The sequence below is a fragment of the Klebsiella sp. RIT-PI-d genome (assembly GCF_001187865.1).
Classification (GTDB): Bacteria; Pseudomonadota; Gammaproteobacteria; order Enterobacterales; family Enterobacteriaceae; genus Superficieibacter.
This window is the reverse complement of sequence record NZ_LGIT01000007.1, coordinates 59,902-81,604: the sequence shown is the minus strand read 5'-3', so window position 1 is coordinate 81,604 and position 21,703 is coordinate 59,902. Positions and strand designations below refer to the sequence as shown.

Here is a 21,703-nt window from a genome sequence, read left to right as displayed (position 1 = left end):
CGCAAATTAGCAGCAATTTGCGCTCACTATTTAATCTTTACAGTGCTTATTCCATACCCAGTTCTTTTAACTTGCGGGTGAGCGTATTCCTTCCCCAGCCCAGTAGCCTGGCCGCTTCCTGTTTGTGCCCCTGCGTATGGCGCAGGGCAGTGGTTAACAACGTGCGTTCAAGCTCCGGCTGCGCCTCGGAAAGCAAATCCTGATGGCCGGCGCGTAGCGCACGATCTGCCCACTGGGCCAGCAGCGTGGCCCAGCTATCGGCCTGCGTTTGCGAAGGGCTATCGGGTACGCTTGTTTCAAACAGTTCGCCGGGGAGATCCTGAATCAATACCTCTTGCCCGGCAGCCATCACCGTCAACCAGCGGCAGGTATTTTCCAGCTGGCGTACGTTACCCTGCCAGGCCAGCCGGGTTAACGCTGCTTCCGTTTCCGGGTGGAGCTGTTTTGTCTCTACTCCCAGTTCGCGTGCGGCGACCTGAAGGAAGTGACGCGCCAGGCGTGGGATATCTTCCCGACGCTCGCGCAGCGGCGGTAAATGAACGCGGATAACATTCAGACGATGAAAGAGATCTTCACGGAATTTGCCTTCCTGCACCCGCAGCTCCAGATTCTGATGCGTGGCGGCAATAATACGTACATCGACTTTAACGGGCGCGTAGCCGCCTACCCGATAAAACTGGCCGTCTGCCAGGACGCGCAGCAGGCGGGTCTGTACATCCAGCGGCATATCACCAATTTCATCAAGAAACAGCGTCCCGCCGTCTGCCTGCTCAAAGCGTCCCTGGCGAATCGTATTGGCACCGGTAAAGGCCCCTTTTTCATGGCCGAACAGCTCTGACTCAATCAGATCTTTAGGAATGGCCGCCATGTTGAGGGCGATGAACGGCGCTTTCACCCGCGGACTGTGACGGTGCAGCGCATGGGCGACCAGCTCTTTGCCCGTTCCCGATTCACCATTGATCAACACGCTTATTGATGACCGGGAAAGTCGGCCGATAATGCGAAATACATCCTGCATTGCAGGCGCTTCACCAATAATATCGGTCGTCGGGCCATTTACCTGCACGTTACGCGGCTGCTGCTGTTCCTGATAATGGCTGATCGCACGTTCGACCAGCGCCACCGCTTCATCAATATCAAAGGGTTTTGGGAGATAATCAAATGCCCCCTGCTGGTAGGCGCTGACCGCCGCCTCCAGATCGGAGTGGGCCGTCATTATGATGACCGGAAGCATTGGATGACGCTGTTTAATCTGCTTTAACAGCGCCAGCCCGTCCATGCCGGGCATCCGGATGTCGGAAAGCAGTACGTCCGGCGTCTTTGTTGCCAGCGCGTCCAGCACCTCTCTGCCGCTCTCATAAGTAATGCAGGTTAACCCGGCACCGGTCAGCGCGCGTTCAAGCACCCAACGGATGGAGCTATCGTCATCGACTACCCAAACTATCCCTCGTTGCATAAACTCACGCCTCTATTTTTTGATGGGCAGGAATACCGAAAATTCGGTATGGCCTGGCCAACTGGTAAATTCAATTTTTCCGCAATGCTGGTCGATCAAACTGCGGGCGATGGATAAGCCCAGCCCTGTTCCACCTTCACGCCCGCTCACCATCGGGTAAAACAGCGTGTCCTGAAGATGCGAGGGAATACCTGGACCGTTATCTTCAATATCAATACGCGCGGCCAGGCGATAGCGCACACCGTGCAACGTTAACTGGAAAGCGGTACGCGTACGCAGGATAATTTCACCGCCTTCAGGTTCCAGCGCCTGTAGCGCATTGCGTACTACGTTTAACAACACCTGTTCAATCTGATCGGGATCGTGAGGCAGTTCTGGCAGGCTCGGGTCGTAATCACGTATCAGCCTGACGTTATCTGGCAGCTCCATAGAAACCAGCGTCACCACCCGTTCAGCCACTTTGTGAATGCTTTCAGTGATATGCATCCCGGGCTGCTGTGGTCCTAACAGACGGTCAACCAGATTACGCAAGCGGTCGGCCTGCTCAATAATCATTTTGGTGTATTCCGTGAGAGAGGGATCGGGCAGCGCTTTACTCAATAATTGCGCCGCGCCGCGCAGGCCGCCTAACGGATTTTTAATTTCATGCGCCAGGCCCCGAACCAGGTCGCGGGCGGCAATTTGTTGCGCGTGCTGAAGCTGCTCCTGGCTCAGACGGCGCTGATTATCCATTGGGGCCATTTCCAGCAGGATCATGCCGTCCGGCAGCCGCTGTGCGGTCAGCGAAAGAATATGTGAATGTCCGTCGATAACCAGGGTGACTTCGTTATCGGTAAACCCTTGCCCGGCCCGCAGACTTTCCTGCATCAGGCCGATATTCAGAGAAAAATAACTCAGCAATTCCGGTAGAGGTGTACCGAATAATTTACGCGAACTTTGCGCCAGCAGCTGTTGTGCGGCAGGATTGGCGTAATGTACTGCCAGCTCGTCATCGACCAGCAATATGCTGTTAATTAATGCGTTGAGGATCTGCCCAGCATCGGGCAGCGTGCCAGTTGCCATTTAGCAGTCTCCATAGTGCGCACCAAATGAGTGCATTATAAGCATCAGTGAGAAAAAAGGTGTTTTATGTGGAGAAAAAAGCCCATCCGGAGATGGGCTAAACGTTTCCACGGCAACTAACAAATCAGCGTCAAATTACACGCTATAGTACAGTTCAAACTCTACCGGGTGCGGCGTCATGCGTACGCGATCATCTTCTTCACGGCGCAGGGCAATGTAAGCATCAATGGCTTCGTTGGTGAATACGCCACCTGCAGTCAGGAACTCACGGTCCAGATCCAGCTCTTTCAGGGCTTCATCCAGAGAGCCTGCAACCTGTGGGATCTCTTTCGCTTCTTCCGGCGGCAGGTCATACAGGTTTTTGTCCATTGCTTCGCCCGGGTGGATCTTGTTCTTGATACCATCAAGGCCGGCCATCAGAAGAGCGGCAAAGCACAGGTACGGGTTAGCTGCCGGGTCCGGGAAGCGTACTTCAATACGACGCGCTTTCGGCGAAGATACCACCGGGATACGGATAGACGCTGAACGGTTACGGGCAGAGTAGGCCAGCATTACCGGTGCTTCGTAGCCCGGGACCAGACGCTTATAGGAGTTGGTCGTTGGGTTTGCAAGGGCGTTAATCGCTTTGGCATGTTTGATTACGCCGCCGATATAGAACAGCGCCTGCTCAGACAGACCGGCGTATTTATCGCCAGAGAACAGGTTGGTGCCGTTTTTAGACAGTGACATATGGCAGTGCATACCGGAACCGTTGTCGCCAAACATCGGTTTAGGCATAAAGGTCGCGGTTTTACCGAAGCGGTGAGCAACGTTGTGCACCACATATTTGTAGATCTGAATTTCGTCCGCTTTTTTGGTCATGGTGTTAAAGCGGGTGGCGATTTCGTTCTGACCCGCCGTCGCCACTTCGTGGTGATGCGCTTCAACGACCAGACCCATTTCTTCCATGATCAAACACATGGTAGAGCGGATGTCCTGTGAAGAATCGACTGGTGGAACCGGGAAATAACCGCCTTTCACGCCCGGACGATGGCCTTTGTTACCGCCTTCGTATTTGGTCGATGAGTTCCAGGCACCTTCGATATCGTCGATAGCCACATGGGAACCGGAGATAGATGCGCCAAAGCGGATATCGTCAAAAAGGAAGAATTCAGGTTCCGGCCCAAACAGGACGGTATCTGCAATACCGGTAGAGCGCAGGTATTCTTCAGCGCGCTTAGCAATGGAACGCGGGTCGCGGTCGTAGCCTTGCAGCGTGCCTGGCTCCAGAATGTCGCAACGAATGATCAGGGTCGATTCTTCATAAAACGGGTCAATGAGCGCAGTAGAGGAATCCGGCATCAGCACCATGTCTGATTCGTTAATACCTTTCCAGCCACCAATCGAGGAGCCATCAAACATTTTGCCTTCTTCGAAGAATTCGGCATTTACCTGATGCGCAGGAATCGTGACGTGCTGTTCTTTACCTTTGGTATCGGTGAAGCGCAAATCGACAAACTTCACTTCATGTTCATTCAGCATCGTCAAAACGTGTTCAGCGGACATACTTAACTCTCCCCGGATTCGGTCATTGTCGTCGTGGTAACGAGGTATTCAAAACAGCCTGACTGGCGTTATCGTGTTAAAAAAGATAAAGCGAAATCTGTGCCAACTTTCAAATGCCCCCCAAAAGGCGCTATCATGCACACCATAGTGCAAATAGGCTGCACCAGTATCGTCATATTGCACCAGTATAGTGCTTCGATGCTAATATTGAGCACCATACTGGTGCAATTTGCGTTAAAGCGGCCCTATTTCGCTTCGTGAAAGCGATCACAAACAAACTCTGCAACAGTTGTTTGCGGAGGATCTTTGTGATCCTGTTTTGTAGTGCGATTAATCCGTGTACAATGACGCGCTATTCCTAATGCCTGAGGCAAAGTTGTGATCGAAAATTTGCGTAACATCGCCATCATTGCTCACGTTGACCATGGTAAAACTACCCTGGTTGACAAGCTGCTCCAACAATCTGGTACTTTCGGTGAGCGTGCCGAAACTCAAGAGCGTGTGATGGACTCCAACGATTTGGAGAAAGAGCGTGGAATTACCATCCTCGCTAAAAACACCGCTATCAAATGGAATGACTACCGTATCAACATCGTTGATACCCCGGGGCACGCCGACTTTGGTGGTGAAGTTGAGCGCGTCATGTCCATGGTAGACTCCGTGCTGCTGGTTGTTGATGCAATGGATGGTCCGATGCCGCAGACGCGCTTCGTGACCAAAAAAGCCTTTGCTCATGGCCTGAAGCCTATTGTTGTTATCAACAAAGTTGACCGTCCGGGCGCGCGTCCTGACTGGGTTGTCGATCAGGTATTTGACCTGTTCGTTAACCTCGACGCGACCGACGAACAGCTGGACTTCCCTATCGTTTACGCATCAGCGCTGAACGGTATCGCAGGTCTGGATCACGAAGATATGGCCGAGGATATGACTCCGCTGTATCAGACTATCGTTGATCGTGTACCGGCACCGAATGTTGACCTTAATGGTCCGCTGCAGATGCAAATCTCTCAGCTGGATTACAACAACTACGTTGGCGTTATCGGCATCGGTCGTATCAAGCGCGGTAAAGTTAAACCGAACCAGCAGATCACTATCATTGATAGCGAAGGCAAAACCCGTAACGGTAAAGTCGGTAAAGTGCTGACCCATCTGGGTCTGGAACGTATCGAAAGTGATATCGCAGAAGCAGGCGACATCATTGCTATCACCGGTCTGGGCGAGCTGAACATCTCCGACACCATCTGTGATACGCAGAATGTCGAAGCACTGCCGGCGCTGTCCGTTGATGAACCGACCGTAACCATGTTCTTCTGCGTTAACACCTCTCCGTTCTGTGGCAAAGAAGGTAAATATGTTACCTCTCGTCAGATCCTTGACCGCCTGAACAAAGAGCTGGTGCACAACGTGGCGCTGCGCGTTGAAGAAACCGAAGATGCAGATGCATTCCGCGTTTCTGGCCGTGGTGAACTGCACCTGTCCGTTCTGATTGAAAACATGCGTCGTGAAGGTTTCGAGATGGCGGTTTCCCGTCCGAAAGTTATCTTCCGCGAAATCGACGGCCGCAAGCAAGAGCCGTTCGAGAACGTAACGCTGGACGTCGAAGAGCAGCACCAGGGTTCTGTCATGCAGGCACTGGGCGAGCGTAAAGGCGACCTGAAAAACATGAATCCAGATGGTAAAGGCCGCGTACGTCTTGACTACGTGATCCCAAGCCGTGGTCTGATTGGCTTCCGTTCAGAATTCATGACCATGACCTCCGGTACCGGTCTGCTGTACTCCACGTTCAGCCACTACGACGACGTTCGTGCGGGCGATGTGGGCCAGCGTCAGAACGGCGTACTGATCTCCAACGGTCAGGGTAAAGCGGTTGCGTTTGCGCTGTTCGGTCTGCAGGATCGCGGTAAGCTGTTCCTGGGTCACGGGGCTGAAGTTTATGAAGGCCAGATCATCGGTATTCACAGCCGTTCTAACGACCTGACGGTTAACTGCCTGACCGGTAAGAAACTGACCAACATGCGTGCTTCCGGTACTGACGAAGCGACCACGCTGGTTCCGGCACAGAAAATGACCCTGGAGCAAGCTCTGGAGTTCATCGATGATGACGAACTGGTTGAAGTAACGCCGCTGTCCGTCCGTATTCGTAAACGTCACCTGACGGAAAACGATCGCAAACGTGCGAATCGCGGTCCGAAAGAAGATTAATTTCGCTTCCTGACGTTCAAAGCCCCGGTAAGAGTGAAAACTCGCCGGGGTTTTTTTATTCGCCTCCCGGCCCAAACCGTCGCACCCCGCACGCCCGGTGAGTACGATCGCATGTTGTTAACCCTCCCATAGTCAAACGCATTCTTTCCCGCTACAGTTATTCCTCCACGGCGCGAAAGGAAACAAAAATGCTCTATATCTTTGATTTAGGTAATGTGATTGTCGATATTGACTTCAACCGTGTGCTGGGGGCATGGAGCGATTTCAGCCGTGTACCGCTGGCGACGTTGAAGCAGACATTCACCATGGGGAATGCGTTTCACCAGCATGAGCGCGGCGAGATCACCGACGAGGCATTTGCTGAGGCACTGTGCCATGAGATGGAGCTGCCGTTAAGCTATGAGCAATTTGCCCACGGCTGGCAGGCCGTTTTTGTCGGCCTGCGCCCGGAGGTCATCGGCATCATGCAAAAATTGCGTGAACAGGGCCACCGCGTCGTTGTGCTGTCCAATACCAATCGTCTGCACACGACCTTCTGGCCGGGAGAATATCCGCAGATCCGTGATGCAGCCGATCGTATCTATCTGTCGCAGGATTTGGGTATGCGCAAGCCGGAAGCACGTATCTACCAGCATGTGCTCCAGGCTGAAGGATTTTCTGCTGAGGATGCGGTCTTTTTTGACGATAATGCCGATAATATAGAAGGGGCCAACCAGCTTGGGATCACCTCGGTTCTGGTGGCAGACAAACAGACCATCCCGGACTATTTCTCGACGCTGTCATGATAAAAATATTCCGCCAAAAAATGCGTCCTTCCACGCGACCACTGGTCGCATGGCTCAAACTGCTCTGGCATCGTCTTGATGAAGACAACATGACGACGCTGGCGGGTAACCTTGCCTACGTTTCACTGCTTTCTCTGGTACCGCTGGTCGCCGTTGTCTTTGCCTTATTTGCAGCGTTCCCGATGTTCTCGGACGTTAGCCTTCAGCTACGACATTTTGTGTTTGCTAATTTCATGCCTGCCACCGGTGACGTCATCCAGCGCTATATTGAGCAGTTTGTGGCGAACTCCAGCAAAATGACGGCGGTGGGAGCCTGTGGCTTAATCGTGACGTCCCTGCTACTGATGTATGCCATCGACAGCGCGCTGAATACCATCTGGCGCAGCAAGCGTGTTCGTCCCAAAGTGTATTCATTCGCGGTCTACTGGATGATCCTGACGCTTGGCCCGGTACTGGCCGGCGCCAGCCTGGTGATCAGTTCCTATCTGCTCTCTCTGCAATGGGCCAGTGAGCTTAATAGCGTTATTGACGATGTACTGCGTATTTTTCCGCTGATCCTCTCGTGGCTCTCATTCTGGCTGTTGTACAGCGTCGTTCCAACCACTGAAGTGCCTAACCGGGATTCAATGACCGGTGCGTTCGTTGCCGCGCTGTTGTTTGAGGCGGGTAAGAAAGGATTCGGGTTATATATCACCATGTTTCCTTCTTACCAGCTCATTTACGGCGTGCTGGCGGTCATCCCGATTATGTTCGTCTGGGTCTACTGGACATGGTGTATCGTGTTGCTTGGCGCGGAAATAACTGTCACTCTCGGGGAATACCGCAAACTTAAAGAAGAAAAAGAAGATCAGCCATGATTGCATTGATTCAGCGCGTAACCGGTGCCAGCGTCAGCGTGGAGGGGAACGTAACGGGCGAAATCGGCCAGGGACTTTTACTCCTTTTAGGTGTCGAAAAAGAGGACGACGAACAGAAAGCCGATCGCCTGTGCGAGCGGGTACTTGGTTACCGCATCTTTAGCGATGCCGACGGTAAAATGAATCTTAACGTCCAGCAGGCGGGAGGCAGCGTGCTGGTGGTTTCGCAGTTTACGCTGGCAGCGGATACCGGGCGCGGTATGCGTCCCGGCTTTTCAAAAGGTGCAGCGCCGGATCGTGCCGAAGCGCTGTACGACTATTTTGTCAGCCAATGCCGCCAGCATAATATCGTCACGCAGACCGGACAATTCGCTGCGGATATGCAGGTTTCACTGGTTAATGATGGCCCCGTGACGTTCTGGCTTCAGGTATGAGTCAGCGTCTGACGTGGCCGCGTGTAACAAAAGAGAGTGCCGCTATGTATCACCTTCGGGTACCGCAAACAGCAGAAGAATTAGATGCCTACTATCAGTTCCGCTGGGAGATGCTGCGTAAGCCGCTGCATCAGCCTAAAGGCTCTGAGCGTGATGCCTGGGACGCGCTGGCCCATCATCAAATGGTGGTGGACGAAGAGGGCAACCTGGTAGCCGTCGGACGGCTCTACATTAATGCGGATAACGAAGCATCTATTCGCTTTATGGCCGTCGATCCCGGCGTACAGGACAAAGGGCTGGGTACGCTGATGGCGATGACGCTTGAGTCTATCGCTCGTCAGGAAGGGGTTAAGCGCGTGACCTGTAGCGCCCGGGAGGATGCCGTAGAGTTTTTCTCCCGGCTGGGATTTGTGAATCAGGGAGAAATCACTGCCCCGCAAACCACGCCGCTGCGCCATTTTTTGATGATTAAGCCAATCGCATCGCTGGATGACATTTTGCATCGCGGCGACTGGTGCGGGCAGCTTCAGCAGGCGTGGTATGAGCATATTCCCCTCAGTGAAAAGATGGGTGTGCGCATCCAGCAATATACCGGGCAAAAATTCATTACGACGATGCCGGAAACCGGCAATCAAAACCCGCACCACACCTTGTTTGCCGGTAGTCTGTTCTCGCTGGCGACGTTGACCGGCTGGGGGCTTATCTGGCTGATGCTGCGCGAGCGCCACCTTGGCGGCACGATTATTCTCGCTGATGCCCACATTCGTTACAGTCGCCCTATTAGCGGCCGCCCGACGGCAATTGCTGACCTCGGCTCGCTAAGCGGCGATCTGGACCGGCTGGCTCGTGGTCGCAAGGCGCGCGTGCAGTTACAGGTTGAATTGCTCGGCAATGAGACTTCCGGCGCCGTGTTTGAAGGGACCTACATCGTCTTGCCCGCAAGGCCGTTTGGCCCGCTGGAAGAGGGCGGTAATGAAGAAGAGTGATGGCGCTTCATTTACGCAATAAATGCCTGTGGCGGAAGATTAAAACGCTGCGCGAGCGCTTTAATATGTTTAACCGTTAGCGCCCGGCGGCCATTAAGAATATTGCTGATATTCGATTTTGACCCAAGCTCCTTCGCTAAGTCGGCTGCTTTTGCATTTTCTGGCGTACCCGCCAGGCAATATCCTGCATAACATGCTTTGCAGCGAGACTGATCCCGCCTAACTGGAAGAAGCCATGGATCACACCGAGGTAACGCTGGCAGGAGCAGGTCACACCTTGCTCGCTTAGTCGCTGATACAGCGCCTCGCCCTCATCACAAAGGGGATCGTATTCGGCGGTAATGATATGCACGGGAGGAAGACCGTAAAAGTCATCTCGCCAGAGGGGACTGGCTTCAGGATGCTGGCGTTCGGTATGCGGGAAATACATTTCGTAACCTGAGAGCAGCGTGTCGCGGGTAATGATGTAGTCGAGACCGTTGCGAATATAGCTGTCGAAATGGGCGGTGGCGTCAAGCATGGGATAGATGAGAATAAGCTGGGCAGGTTGCCACTGGCCTGATGCCTTGAGGCGCAGCGCTGTCACCAGTGCCAGATGTCCGCCCGCGCTGTCGCCGGTAAAGGTTATGCGTGCCCGATCAACACCGAGCTTATCCGCATTCTGCCAGATAATATCGGCACCTCTTTCCGCGTCATTGTGTGCAGCAGGATAAGCATGCTCCGGCGCATAGCGGTAGTGTACAGCGATAACCCGACAACGGCTGTAAAATGCCAGTTGTCGTAACTGATGGTCGTGCGTGGCAAAACCGCCGCTCACGAAACAGCCTCCGTGGTAATAAATAACCGTCGGCAAAACCTCGTCAGCATCAAGTGGGGAAACTACCCGGAATGTTATACCTTCAAGCGTAATATCGGCGACCGTAACCCGGGTTTCTTTTTCTCCCGCGAGAGCGGTGCTGGCAATATATCCTTCGCGACGCTGCTCAATACGCTGATGCCGTTCCGATGGACGCCCGGCGGCGATAAAATCGTTAACCAGATCGTTAATACCTTTTTCCAGTGCCATAATCTCGTGTCTTAACTGTATGAATACCCAGTCTTATAACCTGGATATTCGCAAAGGAAAACGCAAATTTTGGTGGGGATCTGATTCTGGAAAGCACTTCGCAATTAACGGAAACGTCACCACCAAAGTGCTGCAGGGCATGATATTTATTCTGACGACGCAGCTAAAAAAAGTCGGGTAAGCGCAAGCGCTTCCCCGACAGATGACTTACTCACCTTCACCCGGGAATAAAAACGGGTTAATAGAGCTGCGGGCAAAGCCTTCCTGCTCCATGCGAGCATCCAGTATTAGCGAGGCTAAATCGTCGGCCACCGCCTCTACTTTTGGATCTTTTTCCTGATATAAAATTTTCAGATAGGTGCCACAGTCGCCGCAGCTTTCGGCTTTCACTGATGCCTGTTCATTATCCAGCGACCAGTAGTGCAAATCGCGGGTCTGCTCGCAGTTACTGCACTTGATGCGCACAACGTGCCACTCGGTTTCACACAGATTGCAGTGCAGGTAGCGCAGACCCTGAGAGGAGCCGATTTGCACCATGCTTGAGACCGGCATAGACCCGCAGACCGGGCAGAACTGGCGATGTTCACCGTATTCAGCACGCGCTTTACCGGGGATCAGGCTGGCCATTTGCGCCCAGTACAACGACAGAGCCGCCCAGATAAACGGCGCTTTGTCGCTGCTGACCGAGGCAAAGTCAGAGGCAAACAGCGCACTGGCCATCAGCTCCAGCTCTTGCTCAGACGCTTTTTCAAGATTCTCAATCACCGCCAGCGCCGGCCCGCTCATTTCGGGTTTCAGCTCAGCAATCAGCGAGTGCAGCAGTTTATGCCAGTGCTTGTCGCGTGGCAGAACATGAATATCCAGCGGCGGCTTATCTTGTGCAGCGGCTTCTTTAATGCGCGCCGTCAAATCCATCTCAAGCGGATGATCGTACAGTACCACTTCCTGCGCGTGCGCAATAAGTGCGGCAAAGCGCAGGAAATCGCCCAGCGGATTGTTTTCAGCCAGCTCGCGCAGACGTTCTGCGCGGCGGTTATAGACATTTTTGAGTCGGGGGAACAATAACGGCGGGATCATATCCGCCGTGCGTTTCTCGCTTTTCTCCAACTCATCTTGCGGGATTATGCGAATACTCATTCAGATGACTTTTCCTCTTTCTGGCGGACTTCCCGGTACCAGCGCGGATGATGTTTCCTCGCCCACGTTTTGGTCACCCATCCTTCCACCATCGCGGTAATGGTGCCTTTCACCCACAGGGCGGCGTAGATATGCACCATGATAACCACAATTAACGCGACTGCGGCAAATGAATGCAGCATTAACGCGAATCGGATTACGGGAATAGGGAACACAGGCGCAAAGTACGGACGCCAGATCACCACGCCGCTCGCCAGCAACAGCACCAGCAAAATAATCGCCGCCCAGAAAACGCATTTCTGACCGAAATTATAGCGCCCCGTATCACCGACTTCCTCGTTGACGACGATCTTACGAATATTCTTCGCCCAAAAGATATCATCCCGATTGATTAGGTTATGGTGCCAGTAGCGGAAAAACATGATGATGAATGAAGCGAACATTACCACGCCAACGAACGGATGCAGAATGCGCGCCAGCTGTGGCGTCCCCAGAATATGCATTAACCAGTTGAACGACGGGAAGAAAAATCCCAGTCCGCTCACCGCCGCCAGGATAAAGCAGAAGGCGGTGACCCAGTGGTTAATACGTTCCGGTGCCGTGTAGCGCACGATGGTGTCACGTCTTTTCATTTGCGCACCTCGTCTTTCTCTTCATGCAGGTTGTCTTCATCTTCTTCTGCGCGGTTCGGACCGACACCGACGTAGTGGAAGATACTGGCTGCGAAGGTTGCGGCAAAGCCGACCGCCGCAAGGGGTTTCCAGATACCTTTCCAGAATTTAACGGTCTGGCTGATTTCCGGATTCTCCGGCAGGCCGTGATACAGATTCGGTTTATCCGCGTGGTGCAGCACATACATAACGTGAGTACCGCCGACGCCCTCCGGATCGTACAGGCCGGCGTTATCATAACCGCGGGTTTTCAGTTCACTCACGCGCTCACCTGCCAGCACTTTCATATCCTCTTTAGAACCAAAGTGGATAGCACCTGTTGGACAGGTTTTCACGCAGGCCGGCTCCTGGCCTACTACCACACGGTCGACACACAGCGTACATTTATAGACGCGGTTATCTTCCGGGTTCAGACGCGGGACGTCGAACGGGCAGCCGGCGATGCAGTAGCCGCAGCCGATGCATTGCTCGGACTGGAAATCAACAATGCCATTAGCATACTGAATGATTGCCCCTTCGGACGGGCATGCCTTCAGGCAGCCCGGATCGGCGCAGTGCATACAGCCATCTTTGCGGATAAGCCATTCCAGCTTGTCGTTTTGTTCCACTTCCGAGAAGCGCATTACCGTCCATGACTTTGCGGTCAGGTCCGCCGGATTATCATAAACCCCGACGTTGTGACCCACTTCATCACGTAGATCGTTCCATTCCGAGCACGCTACCTGACACGCCTTACAGCCGATGCAGGTAGTGACGTCGATAAGCTTCGCCACCTCTTGCTGGTGATCCCGCGCCTGAGGCGCGGGAGTGAAACCGTTAGTCGCGGAACGACGGATAATATCTTGCGATTGATAAGCCATAAGTCGTCTCCGTTACACCTTTTCCACGTTCACCAGGAACGCCTTAAACTCCGGCGTCTGCGTGTTCGCATCCCCTACAACCGGCGTGAGGGTATTTGCGATAAACCCTTTCTTAGCCACGCCCTCATAACCCCAGTGGATCGGAATGCCGATAGTATCGACGTCCTGATTATTCACGCGCAGGGTACGGATACGTTTGGTCACCACCGCTTTGGCTTTGATATAGCCACGGTTAGAAGAGACTTTCACCGTATCGCCCTGGGTTATACCGAGTTTATTTGCCAGTTTCTCGCCGATCTCCACAAACTGTTCCGGCTGCGCAATCGAGTTCAATAGCGCATGTTTGGTCCAGTAGTGGAAATGTTCGGTCAGACGATAGGTGGTCCCCACATACGGGAATTTATCGGCTTTCCCCATCGCATCCATGTCCTCTTTAAAGACGCGGGCAGCGGGGTTCGAGATAACATTCGGGTGCATTGGGTTCGTCCCGAGCGGCGTTTCGAACGGCTCGTAGTGTTCCGGGAACGGACCTTCTGCCATTTTATCGGTGGCAAAAAGGCGACCTACACCTTCCTGAAGCATAATAAATGGCCCGACATCGCTGCCCGGCGGTGCGGTGCTGTAGTCAGGAATATCGGCTCCGGCCCATTTGCCGTTGCCATAAGACAGCAGCTGGCGTTTCGGGTCCCACGGTTTACCCTGCGGATCGGCAGAGGCGCGGTTATAGAGAATGCGACGATTAAGCGGCCAGGCCCAGGCCCAGCCCAGGGTATTCCCCAGTCCGGATGGATCGGCATTATCGCGACGGGCCATCTGGTTGCCGTCCGGCGTCCAGCTTCCGGCGAAGATCCAGCAGCCGCTGGATGTGGTACCGTCATCGCGCAGATGCGCAAAAGATCCCAGCTGATTACCTTTTTTCGCCAGCAAAAGTCCAGTCGTAGGATCAACGATATCTTCCAGCGCTTTACCGTTACTCTCCATCGCTACCTCTTCCGAAGATGGATTCTCCGGCGTCAGATAGTTCCAGGTCATATTCAGCACTGGCTCCGGACATACGCCGCCTTCGGTGGCATACATCTTACGCAGGCGCATGAAGATACCGGCGATGATCTCACCATCGTTCAGCGCTTCGCCTGGGCCATCCTGACCTTTCCAGTGCCATTGCAACCAGCGGCCGGAGTTCACGATTGAGCCGTTTTCTTCGGCAAAGCAGGTCGACGGCAGACGGAACACTTCGGTCTGAATTTTCGACGAATCCACATCGTTCGACTCGCCGTGATTCTGCCAGAAGGTAGACGTTTCGGTATTAAGCGGATCGATAGTCACGAGGAATTTCAGCTTCGACAGCGACGAGACCACTTTATTTTTGTTCGGGAACGAGGCTACCGGATTAAAGCCCTGGCAGAGATAACCCGTGACCTGACCTTTGGACATCATGTCGAAATACTGTAGTACGTCGTACCCTTTGTCCCATTTCGGCAGCCAGTCAAAGCCCCAGCTATTATCTGCGGTGGCTTTATCACCATAGAATGCCTTCATCATGGAGACGAAGAATTTCGGGTAGTTGCTCCAGTAGTTAACCTGATTTTCCAGCAACGGTTTGGTGGTGTTACCGGCGAAGTAGGTATCCAGATCGTTCTGCTTTTCACTTGGCAGCGTCATATAGCCAGGCAGGCTTTGTGACAGCAGGCCGAGATCGGTCAGACCCTGGATATTAGAGTGACCACGCAGAGCATTTACGCCGCCGCCTGCCATGCCCATATTTCCAAGCAGCAGCTGGATCATCGCCATGGTACGGATGTTCTGTGCGCCTACCGAGTGTTGCGTCCAGCCGAGTGCATACAGGAACGACGCCGTTTTATCATGGGCACTGGTTTCTGCAATGTACTCACAGACTTTAAGGAAATCAGCTTTTGGCGTGCCGCAAATATTTTCAACCACGTCCGGCGTGTAGCGGGAAATGTGCTTTTTCAGCAGATTCCACACGCAACGCGGGTGTTGCAGAGTGATATCGCGTTTTGCAAAACCGCGCTCGTCCAGCTCATAGTTCCAGCTTTCTTTGTCGTATTTGCGTTTTTCCGGGTCATACCCGGTAAACAGGCCGTCATCAAAGCCAAAGTCTTCGCGCACGATCAGACTGGCGTTAGTGTAGGCTTCGGTATATTCGCGATTGTATTTTTCATTGTTTAGCAGGTACAGCATCACGCCTGACAGGAAAGCAATGTCAGTACCTGAACGGATCGGGGCATAGAAATCGGCAACCGATGCCGTACGCGTAAAGCGTGGATCAACAACAATGAGCTTCGCACCATTGTGGATCTTGGCTTCCATCGCCCAGCGGAATCCCACCGGATGCGCTTCTGCCGCGTTCCCACCCATCACTACGATGAGGTTGGCGTTCTTCATGTCGACCCAGTGATTGGTCATCGCACCGCGACCAAATGTTGGAGCAAGACTTGCTACCGTTGGTCCGTGTCAGACGCGCGCCTGGTTATCGACGGCTAACATGCCGAGTGCGCGGGTAAATTTCTGGGTTAAATAGCCGGTTTCATTACTGGATGCGGAAGCGCACAGCATACCGGTGGAAAGCCAGCGGTTAACGGTAGTGCCTTCAGCATTCTGCGCGATGAAATTGGCATCGCGGTCTTCCTTCATCAGCTTAGCGATGCGATCAAATGCGTCTTCCCAGCTGATTCTCTGCCATTTGTCCGACCCTGGCGCGCGGTATTCCGGGTACTTCAGGCGGCTGTCAGAGTGGATGAAGTCGATAAGCCCTGCGCCTTTCGGACACAAAGCGCCACGATTGACCGGATGGTCCGGATCACCTTCGATATGAAAAATGGACGATTTGGCGTTTTTAGCACCGTCACCGAGGCTATACATTAATAGCCCGCAGCCAACGGAACAGTATGTACAGGTGTTACGGGTTTCGCGAGTGCGCAGCAGTTTGTACTGCCGCGTTTCCGCCAGCGCTATACCGGGGGCAAAACCCAGCGCTGCTGCCGTGGTGCCTGCCATACCGCCAGCGCAGATCTTAAAGAACTGCCTTCTGCTGACCTGCATGGTTTACTCCTTGTTTCGACATTGCTCATCAATAAGTACGATCGTACTGGCAGGCCACCTGCGGAAATTACCGCTTCTGAGGTATTGATTTACGACGGCCTGGCAGAAAATAACCCTGCTAAGAATATCATAATTCTCTGGGTTGTTTCGGATATGTATACATCAGGAACAAGGAATGTTGCATTGAGCACACTTTTAGCGAAAAGAAAGCATTGTCAAAAAATGCAAAGTGACACAAATCAATTTGTAAGGCGTGTAGCTGTTTTTATCTGGCACGGCCATTGATACAACGTAAATCCATTTTTGGCGCGGTATTTGCTCCCGCTGGCTAACCGTGCTGAAATAGCCGTGCTCTTGCGACTACTTTCAGGAAATACCATGTCTCAACCCCTTGATATCGGTGCGGCTTCACGTCTTGTCTGGTCTCGCGATAATATGCGTCACACTCAGGCAGACCATCTGGCTGATGAGGTTCCCGTGGCGCTGGTTTATAACGGGATCTCACATGTTGTCATGATGGCATCACCAAAGGATCTTGAGCACTTCGCCATCGGCTTTTCATTATCAGAAGGTATTATCGAAGACGCGCGTGAGATCTTTGGCATTGATGTGGTACAGGCGTGCAGTGGAATAGAAGTGCAAATTGAGTTATCCAGTCGCCGCTTCATGGGGCTTAAAGAACGCCGCCGGACACTTGCCGGCCGCACCGGGTGCGGGGTGTGCGGTGTCGAGCAGCTTAACGATATTGGTAAACCTGTGGCGCCGTTACCCTTTACACAAACGTTTTCAATAGCGGATCTCGACCATGGTCTGAGCCAGCTCAGAGGCTTTCAGCCGGTGGGTCAACTGACCGGTTGTACGCACGTTGCCGCCTGGATGCTTCCTTCCGGGGAGCTGGCAGGCGGGCATGAAGATGTGGGCCGTCACGTGGCGCTGGACAAACTGCTGGGGCGTCGTGCGCTGGAAGATGACCGCTGGCAGCAGGGGGCTATTCTGGTATCCAGCCGCGCCAGCTATGAAATGGTACAAAAATCAGCGATGTGCGGCGTGGAAATCCTGTTTGCCGTGTCGGCAGCTACGACGCTGGCCGTCGATGTGGCAGAGCGCTGCAACCTGACGCTGGTGGGATTTTGCAAGCCGGGCAGGGCCACAATTTATACGCATCCCCAACGCTTAATATAAAGGCCTGAAAAAGGAATTTTTCAGGCCAGGCGTTAAGCTGTTTAAACAGACTATTTATTTTCGAGAGAATAAAAGGTGTTGGCGGCGATTAGATTTTCTCAATATGCGTGATAACAGGCTTGCCCTCTAATGGCGCATAAATCACAACTTTAACCAGTGAAATGCTTTCGCCATCGCGAGTAAAAATGCTCTGCTGAGCGATATAAAGATGATTGGCTCCGCAGACAATTTGTTCACCTGCGTGGACCAGTACATCATATTTTGTACCTAATAATCCTTCGGTTGCAAATGCAAAAATTTCTAAGTGTTTGTCTTCTATTGCAGTTATATTTTTATTAACGGTAGAGTTAATTTCCCATGCACCTTGTTTCATCTTCATATCCTTTGTTGATTAATGATTGAGTTTGCGAAAGTAAATTAACATCGTCATTAGGCGATCATTGTGATCGGCGTCTCTAATTTTTCTCATAAATAAATATGAAATTTATTATTTCCTGGTTTTATTATTTATAATCTACGTAAAAAGATAAGCGATGAATGGCGTAAAGATACGTACCCGTACAAAGCGCAATGTTAAAAAAGCTCTCCATCGAGTGCTTTAGCACGTAGAGAAACTCAGACTGCTCTGCCGTGTAACATTACCAGATTGTTCCCGGCAATGACCTACTAATACCGGCAGTGGCATAATATATAAATTCATATTAAAATTATTGGCCGATTTTTTTTCTTTTATTTAGCAATGGTTTTAAATTTCCCATCTGAATTTGCATTTAACAAAACCCTGGGCAATGATAAGTATTCTTTTAATACCCTGGGCAGAAATTATATGAAGCGCAATTTATTAGCAACAGCCATCGTTTTAACGCTTTTAACCGGCTGTGACGATAACAATTCCACAGAATCAACTCAGGCCGCGCCTGCGTCTTCCACTGCAACCTCAGAACCGTCGCAGGCACAAGCTGCACCGAAAAATGACGACGTGCAGGCCGATCAACAGGATGTTCATGATAAGAAAATGAACACTTATATTGATTGCTACAATACATTGCAGCTGTCGATTTATAATAGTATGGAGCGCTATGCCAGCTGGCTAAAAGATCTGCAAACCGGTCCTACGGGCAAAGAGCGCATCGTTTACGGTACTTATGCCGTTTCCGACAGTACGCTTGAGAAGTGCCAGAAAGAAGTTCCAGAGGTTGTTAAACTAAAACCGGCACTGGAACCTATGGATGAGGCAGCATCAGCCTTTATCACTCATGCCGTCGCGGTAGCCAATACCATTAATGCTATGAATAAATATTACGAGCAGGAAAACTATAAAGACGATGCTTTTGCCGAGGGTAAGACGCTGCATCAGACGCTGATGAAGCAGTGGCGCGACTTTGAACCCGCGGCTAATCGCTATAGTGATGCAATTAAACAGGTTGAAGCTGAACGCCAGGTCGCTCAGTTGAAGGCCATTGAGCAAAGCGAAGGGAAATCGGAAAATTATTATACGTTGTCCGTCATGATCCATTCCGGCAATCTTAATGATGTCATAAGCCATGAGACGTTTGATACCGACAACGCAATGAAACAGCTAACCGAGCTGGAAAAAACCACGGCCGAATTTAAAGAAAAGCTGAAGGCGCAATCCGGGGATTCCTTTAAGTTCACGCGCTTTATTTCTGCGGCAGAAGAGTATCAGCTGGACACGAAGAAATATATTCGTCGGGTAAGAGATAAAGCGCCGTATGCTGACAGTGAAAAACGTCTGCTGTCGGATGCGAATGCAGGCTGGATGGTTGACGCTTCTTATCCGAAAGCGTTAAGAAGCTATAACCAGATGGTAGATAACTACAACCGTATGCATTAATCACTTTTCTTGTCTGGCGGCCGCCGGTCGCCAGACAGAGTGGCATCGAAATTTCGTGGGTATGAGTCCCTTATCAGGGGATCCCTGCCTGACGCAACAGGGCCGTCACGATGGCCGCTGCGACGATAACAATAATAAGCGGCGTTTTACGCCAGGCGAGAAAGACGGCAAAAGCAACGCCGAGTATCCGCGCCAGTCCGGCAAAATGTCCGCCTTCGTATAACGCGGTCGCCAGCGCGACGGAAAAAAGCAGCGTTGTTGCCGCGTCTGAGAGCAGCGCCTGCGAGCGTTCAGAAAGCGCCAGACGGTTGCCCAGTTTTGCGCCCCCCAGCCGCATTAAATAGGTGCCGATAGACAGAATGGCCACGCCGATGAGGATTAACGAAGTGTTAGCCATTATTTCTTCCTCGCCGCCAGGCCCAGCAAAGAGAGCAGTACCGGCAGGCCTACCGGTGCGAACGGCACGGCGGCAAGTGAGATCGCTGCGCCACTGGTAGCCCGGATAAGCGTTGTTCTCTTCTTCAGAGCAGGCAGGACCAGAGCCAGAAGAATGGCAGGGAAAATAGCATCAAGACCGATAGTTTCCGGCGAGGGAAGCATTTTACCTACCATCGCGCCCAGTAATGTTCCCACGGGCCAGAAAAGCGCGACACCTGCTCCGCACAGCCAGAAAGCGGCTTTACGCTGTTCGGGTGTCGGCTGTGATAACCCAAACACTACGCTTTCATCATTCATGATATGGCAGCCAATAAGACTCATTGCACCTTTTCCAACCAGTTCGCGTACGGTCACGCCAAACGGAAAATGCCGGGCATTTACCAGCAATCCTGCCACCGCCGCCGCCAGAGGATTGCCACCGCTGGCAATAATGCCGATAAACATAAACTCTGAGGCACCAGCAAGCACTACGATAGACAGTAGCAGCGGCAGCCAGAGGGGAAAACCGTAGGCCATCGCCAGCGAACCATAAGACGCGCCAACAACGCCAACAGCCAGACAGACTAACAATATCGCCTTTATTGTGTCGCCTTTCAGGCAGGAAAAGAGGGAGAGAGACATACGTTTATCGCCATAATGAACGGGTATCCATTATAATGAACACAGTAATGTCGTTTTTCAAGTCGAACGATTCGTTCACTATATAAAACATCAGGAATTTTTATGACGCAGCCCATTAGCACGATTGCCAGAAGTCTGGTCCGCGAGCGGCAGAGAACCGGACTATCGCTGGCCGAAATTGCCCGCCGCGCCGGGATCGCTAAATCTACGCTTTCGCAGCTGGAATCAGGGAATGGTAATCCCAGTCTGGAAACACTGTGGGCGCTGTGCGTGGCGCTGGATATTCCGTTTGCCCGCCTGCTTGAACCCCAGCAGCATGTCACTCAGGTCATCCGCCGGGGCGAGGGGAGTAAGGTGACAGCTGAACAAGCGCACTACCAGGCGGTATTACTGGCGACCTGTCCACCCGGCGCGCGTCGTGATATTTACCTTTTACTCACTCAGCCCGGGGCCGATCGCATCTCGCATCCGCATCCTCTGGGGTCGGTTGAACATATTATCGTAACGCAGGGACGGGCGCTGGTGGGGCTGATTGAGGCACCAGAGGAGTTAAACGAAGGGGATTATATTTGTTATCCGGGCGATCGGGAGCATATCTTCAAAGCGCTGGAGCCGGATACCCAGGCCATTCTGGTCGCCGAACAAAACTGATGCCGGGCAGATTATTTCCCTACCCAGTTATTTTTGATTTTAAACTTATCTGCGCGGTTATAGCTGAAGGAGTAGTTAAACGCCGTGCCATCTTCCAGTTTGGTGACGCCGGACACTTTGAGCATGGGACGCCCGGAGGGAATGGCAAGCAGCGTCGCCAGCTCATCATTAAACAGATCGGCTTCAATGACCGAGCTGTAAAACTTTATCTTCTTGCCGGTGATATGCTCGATATATTCATACAGAGAACCTTCTTCCAGTATCCTTGACGGGATCAGCGGAATAATCGTGCAATTTATCCACGAGTCTTCAACCAGTACCGGCACGTCATCAATCAGGCGGATGCGGCGAATAAAATGCACTGGCTCACCCGCATCCAGCTCAAGATAACGGGCCGTGATGTTATCTGCCGGAAGACGCTGGTGACAAATAAGACGGCTGGTGATGATAGCCTGGCCATTAAATTCCCGGGAAAATCCCTGCACTGAATTGCTGGTTCCGTCATTGAGCATAAAGACATCATCTTCGATAGCGCGGGTAACAAACATTCCCTTACCGTGGATGCGCTCAATAAACCCTTCCTGCTCAAGCATATGCATTGCTTTTTGCAACGTGACCCGCGTAACACCATATTCTGCGGCCAGTTCGCGCTCTGACGGGATTTTTTCACCCACCTGCCATGTACTACTCAGGATCTGCTTTTTTATCGCATTTTTTATCTGAATGTAGCGAGCAACCATTGTGCGGGATCTTGATATCGAAAGAAGGGGAAGAGTGTAGCATTAATTCTCCTGCGGAAAATCAAAGACCTCTTCAGAAAAGCCGGGTAAGC

General features: G+C 52.3%; 20 protein-coding genes and 1 pseudogene. 8 read left to right on the top strand and 13 right to left on the bottom strand.

What is annotated here, in order from left to right; all coding sequences use genetic code 11:
• Positions 1 to 46: 46 nt before the first annotated feature.
• The 3 genes from glnG to glnA form a co-directional block, all read right to left on the bottom strand.
• Positions 47 to 1,456, bottom strand: coding sequence for a nitrogen regulation protein NR(I) (gene glnG / locus AC791_RS06220; RefSeq protein ID WP_049839634.1), 1,410 nt, complete (start codon positions 1,454 to 1,456; stop codon positions 47 to 49).
• Positions 1,457 to 1,468: 12 nt separating this feature from the next.
• The gene (gene glnL, locus AC791_RS06215) at positions 1,469 to 2,518 is read right to left on the bottom strand and encodes a nitrogen regulation protein NR(II) (protein ID WP_049839633.1); all 1,050 of its coding nucleotides are present in this window, start codon (positions 2,516 to 2,518) and stop codon (positions 1,469 to 1,471) included.
• 135 nt (positions 2,519 to 2,653) lie between these two features.
• Positions 2,654 to 4,063, bottom strand: coding sequence for a glutamate--ammonia ligase (gene glnA, locus AC791_RS06210; RefSeq protein ID WP_049839632.1), 1,410 nt, complete (start codon positions 4,061 to 4,063; stop codon positions 2,654 to 2,656).
• A gap of 378 nt (positions 4,064 to 4,441) precedes the next feature.
• Between glnA and typA the strand changes: the two genes are divergently transcribed.
• From typA to fabY, 5 genes are all read left to right on the top strand, one after another.
• Entirely contained in the window at positions 4,442 to 6,265 is a 1,824-nt protein-coding gene (gene typA / locus AC791_RS06205; protein WP_049839631.1) for a ribosome-dependent GTPase TypA, read from the top strand.
• A gap of 188 nt (positions 6,266 to 6,453) precedes the next feature.
• Positions 6,454 to 7,050, top strand: a complete 597-nt coding sequence (yihX, locus tag AC791_RS06200; RefSeq protein WP_049839630.1) for a glucose-1-phosphatase — start codon at positions 6,454 to 6,456, stop codon at positions 7,048 to 7,050.
• Positions 7,047 to 7,907, top strand: a complete 861-nt coding sequence (locus AC791_RS06195) for a virulence factor BrkB family protein (RefSeq protein WP_049839629.1) — start codon at positions 7,047 to 7,049, stop codon at positions 7,905 to 7,907. The genes yihX and AC791_RS06195 overlap by 4 nt, the downstream gene beginning before the upstream one ends.
• Positions 7,904 to 8,341 carry a D-aminoacyl-tRNA deacylase gene (gene dtd / locus AC791_RS06190; RefSeq protein WP_049839628.1) on the top strand — a complete coding sequence of 146 codons (438 nt, stop codon included), beginning with the start codon at positions 7,904 to 7,906 and terminating at the stop codon, positions 8,339 to 8,341. The genes AC791_RS06195 and dtd overlap by 4 nt, the downstream gene beginning before the upstream one ends.
• Before the next feature lie 44 nt (positions 8,342 to 8,385).
• Positions 8,386 to 9,327, top strand: a complete 942-nt coding sequence (fabY, locus tag AC791_RS06185; protein ID WP_049839646.1) for a fatty acid biosynthesis protein FabY — start codon at positions 8,386 to 8,388, stop codon at positions 9,325 to 9,327.
• Positions 9,328 to 9,338: 11 nt separating this feature from the next.
• Here fabY and AC791_RS20330 read toward each other — a convergent pair.
• The 6 genes and pseudogenes from AC791_RS20330 to fdnG all read right to left on the bottom strand — a co-directional run.
• A pseudogene (locus AC791_RS20330) lies at positions 9,339 to 9,479 on the bottom strand (helix-turn-helix domain-containing protein); the annotation flags it as partial.
• The gene (locus AC791_RS06180; protein WP_049839627.1) at positions 9,464 to 10,393 is read right to left on the bottom strand and encodes an alpha/beta hydrolase; all 930 of its coding nucleotides are present in this window, start codon (positions 10,391 to 10,393) and stop codon (positions 9,464 to 9,466) included. The gene AC791_RS06180 and the pseudogene AC791_RS20330, both read right to left, overlap by 16 nt.
• Before the next feature lie 207 nt (positions 10,394 to 10,600).
• Positions 10,601 to 11,530, bottom strand: a complete 930-nt coding sequence (gene fdhE / locus AC791_RS06175; RefSeq protein ID WP_049839626.1) for a formate dehydrogenase accessory protein FdhE — start codon at positions 11,528 to 11,530, stop codon at positions 10,601 to 10,603.
• Positions 11,527 to 12,162, bottom strand: a complete 636-nt coding sequence (fdoI, locus tag AC791_RS06170) for a formate dehydrogenase cytochrome b556 subunit (RefSeq protein WP_049839625.1) — start codon at positions 12,160 to 12,162, stop codon at positions 11,527 to 11,529. The genes fdhE and fdoI overlap by 4 nt, the downstream gene beginning before the upstream one ends.
• The gene (gene fdxH / locus AC791_RS06165) at positions 12,159 to 13,061 is read right to left on the bottom strand and encodes a formate dehydrogenase subunit beta (protein WP_049839624.1); all 903 of its coding nucleotides are present in this window, start codon (positions 13,059 to 13,061) and stop codon (positions 12,159 to 12,161) included. The genes fdoI and fdxH overlap by 4 nt, the downstream gene beginning before the upstream one ends.
• Positions 13,062 to 13,073: 12 nt before the next feature.
• Complete coding sequence (gene fdnG / locus AC791_RS06160) at positions 13,074 to 16,124, bottom strand: formate dehydrogenase-N subunit alpha (RefSeq protein WP_148677769.1); 3,051 nt, start codon at positions 16,122 to 16,124, stop codon at positions 13,074 to 13,076.
• 435 nt (positions 16,125 to 16,559) lie between these two features.
• Here fdnG and fdhD point away from each other — a divergent pair, with 435 nt between their 5' ends.
• Complete coding sequence (gene fdhD, locus AC791_RS06150; protein WP_416202291.1) at positions 16,560 to 17,306, top strand: formate dehydrogenase accessory sulfurtransferase FdhD; 747 nt, start codon at positions 16,560 to 16,562, stop codon at positions 17,304 to 17,306.
• Positions 17,307 to 17,394: 88 nt separating this feature from the next.
• Here the strand turns inward: fdhD and AC791_RS06145 are convergent, their stop codons facing one another.
• Complete coding sequence (locus AC791_RS06145; protein WP_049839620.1) at positions 17,395 to 17,679, bottom strand: hypothetical protein; 285 nt, start codon at positions 17,677 to 17,679, stop codon at positions 17,395 to 17,397.
• Between the two features lie 453 nt (positions 17,680 to 18,132).
• Between AC791_RS06145 and AC791_RS06140 the strand changes: the two genes are divergently transcribed.
• On the top strand, positions 18,133 to 19,161 hold the full coding sequence (locus AC791_RS06140) for a YiiG family protein (RefSeq protein ID WP_049839645.1): 1,029 nt from the start codon (positions 18,133 to 18,135) through the stop codon (positions 19,159 to 19,161).
• Positions 19,162 to 19,234: 73 nt separating this feature from the next.
• Here AC791_RS06140 and AC791_RS06135 read toward each other — a convergent pair whose 3' ends face one another.
• Together AC791_RS06135 and AC791_RS06130 are read right to left on the bottom strand one after the other, a co-directional pair.
• Positions 19,235 to 19,558 (bottom strand): AzlD domain-containing protein, encoded by a 324-nt coding sequence (locus AC791_RS06135; RefSeq protein WP_049839619.1) that lies wholly within the window; start codon positions 19,556 to 19,558, stop codon positions 19,235 to 19,237.
• Positions 19,558 to 20,220 (bottom strand): AzlC family ABC transporter permease, encoded by a 663-nt coding sequence (locus AC791_RS06130; protein ID WP_049839618.1) that lies wholly within the window; start codon positions 20,218 to 20,220, stop codon positions 19,558 to 19,560. The genes AC791_RS06135 and AC791_RS06130 overlap by 1 nt, the downstream gene beginning before the upstream one ends.
• Before the next feature lie 102 nt (positions 20,221 to 20,322).
• Here AC791_RS06130 and AC791_RS06125 point away from each other — a divergent pair, with 102 nt between their 5' ends.
• Complete coding sequence (locus tag AC791_RS06125; RefSeq protein ID WP_049839617.1) at positions 20,323 to 20,871, top strand: helix-turn-helix domain-containing protein; 549 nt, start codon at positions 20,323 to 20,325, stop codon at positions 20,869 to 20,871.
• An 11-nt stretch (positions 20,872 to 20,882) separates the two neighbouring features.
• Here the strand turns inward: AC791_RS06125 and AC791_RS06120 are convergent, their stop codons facing one another.
• Positions 20,883 to 21,611, bottom strand: a complete 729-nt coding sequence (locus AC791_RS06120; protein ID WP_049839616.1) for a GntR family transcriptional regulator — start codon at positions 21,609 to 21,611, stop codon at positions 20,883 to 20,885.
• Positions 21,612 to 21,703: the final 92 nt, after the last annotated feature.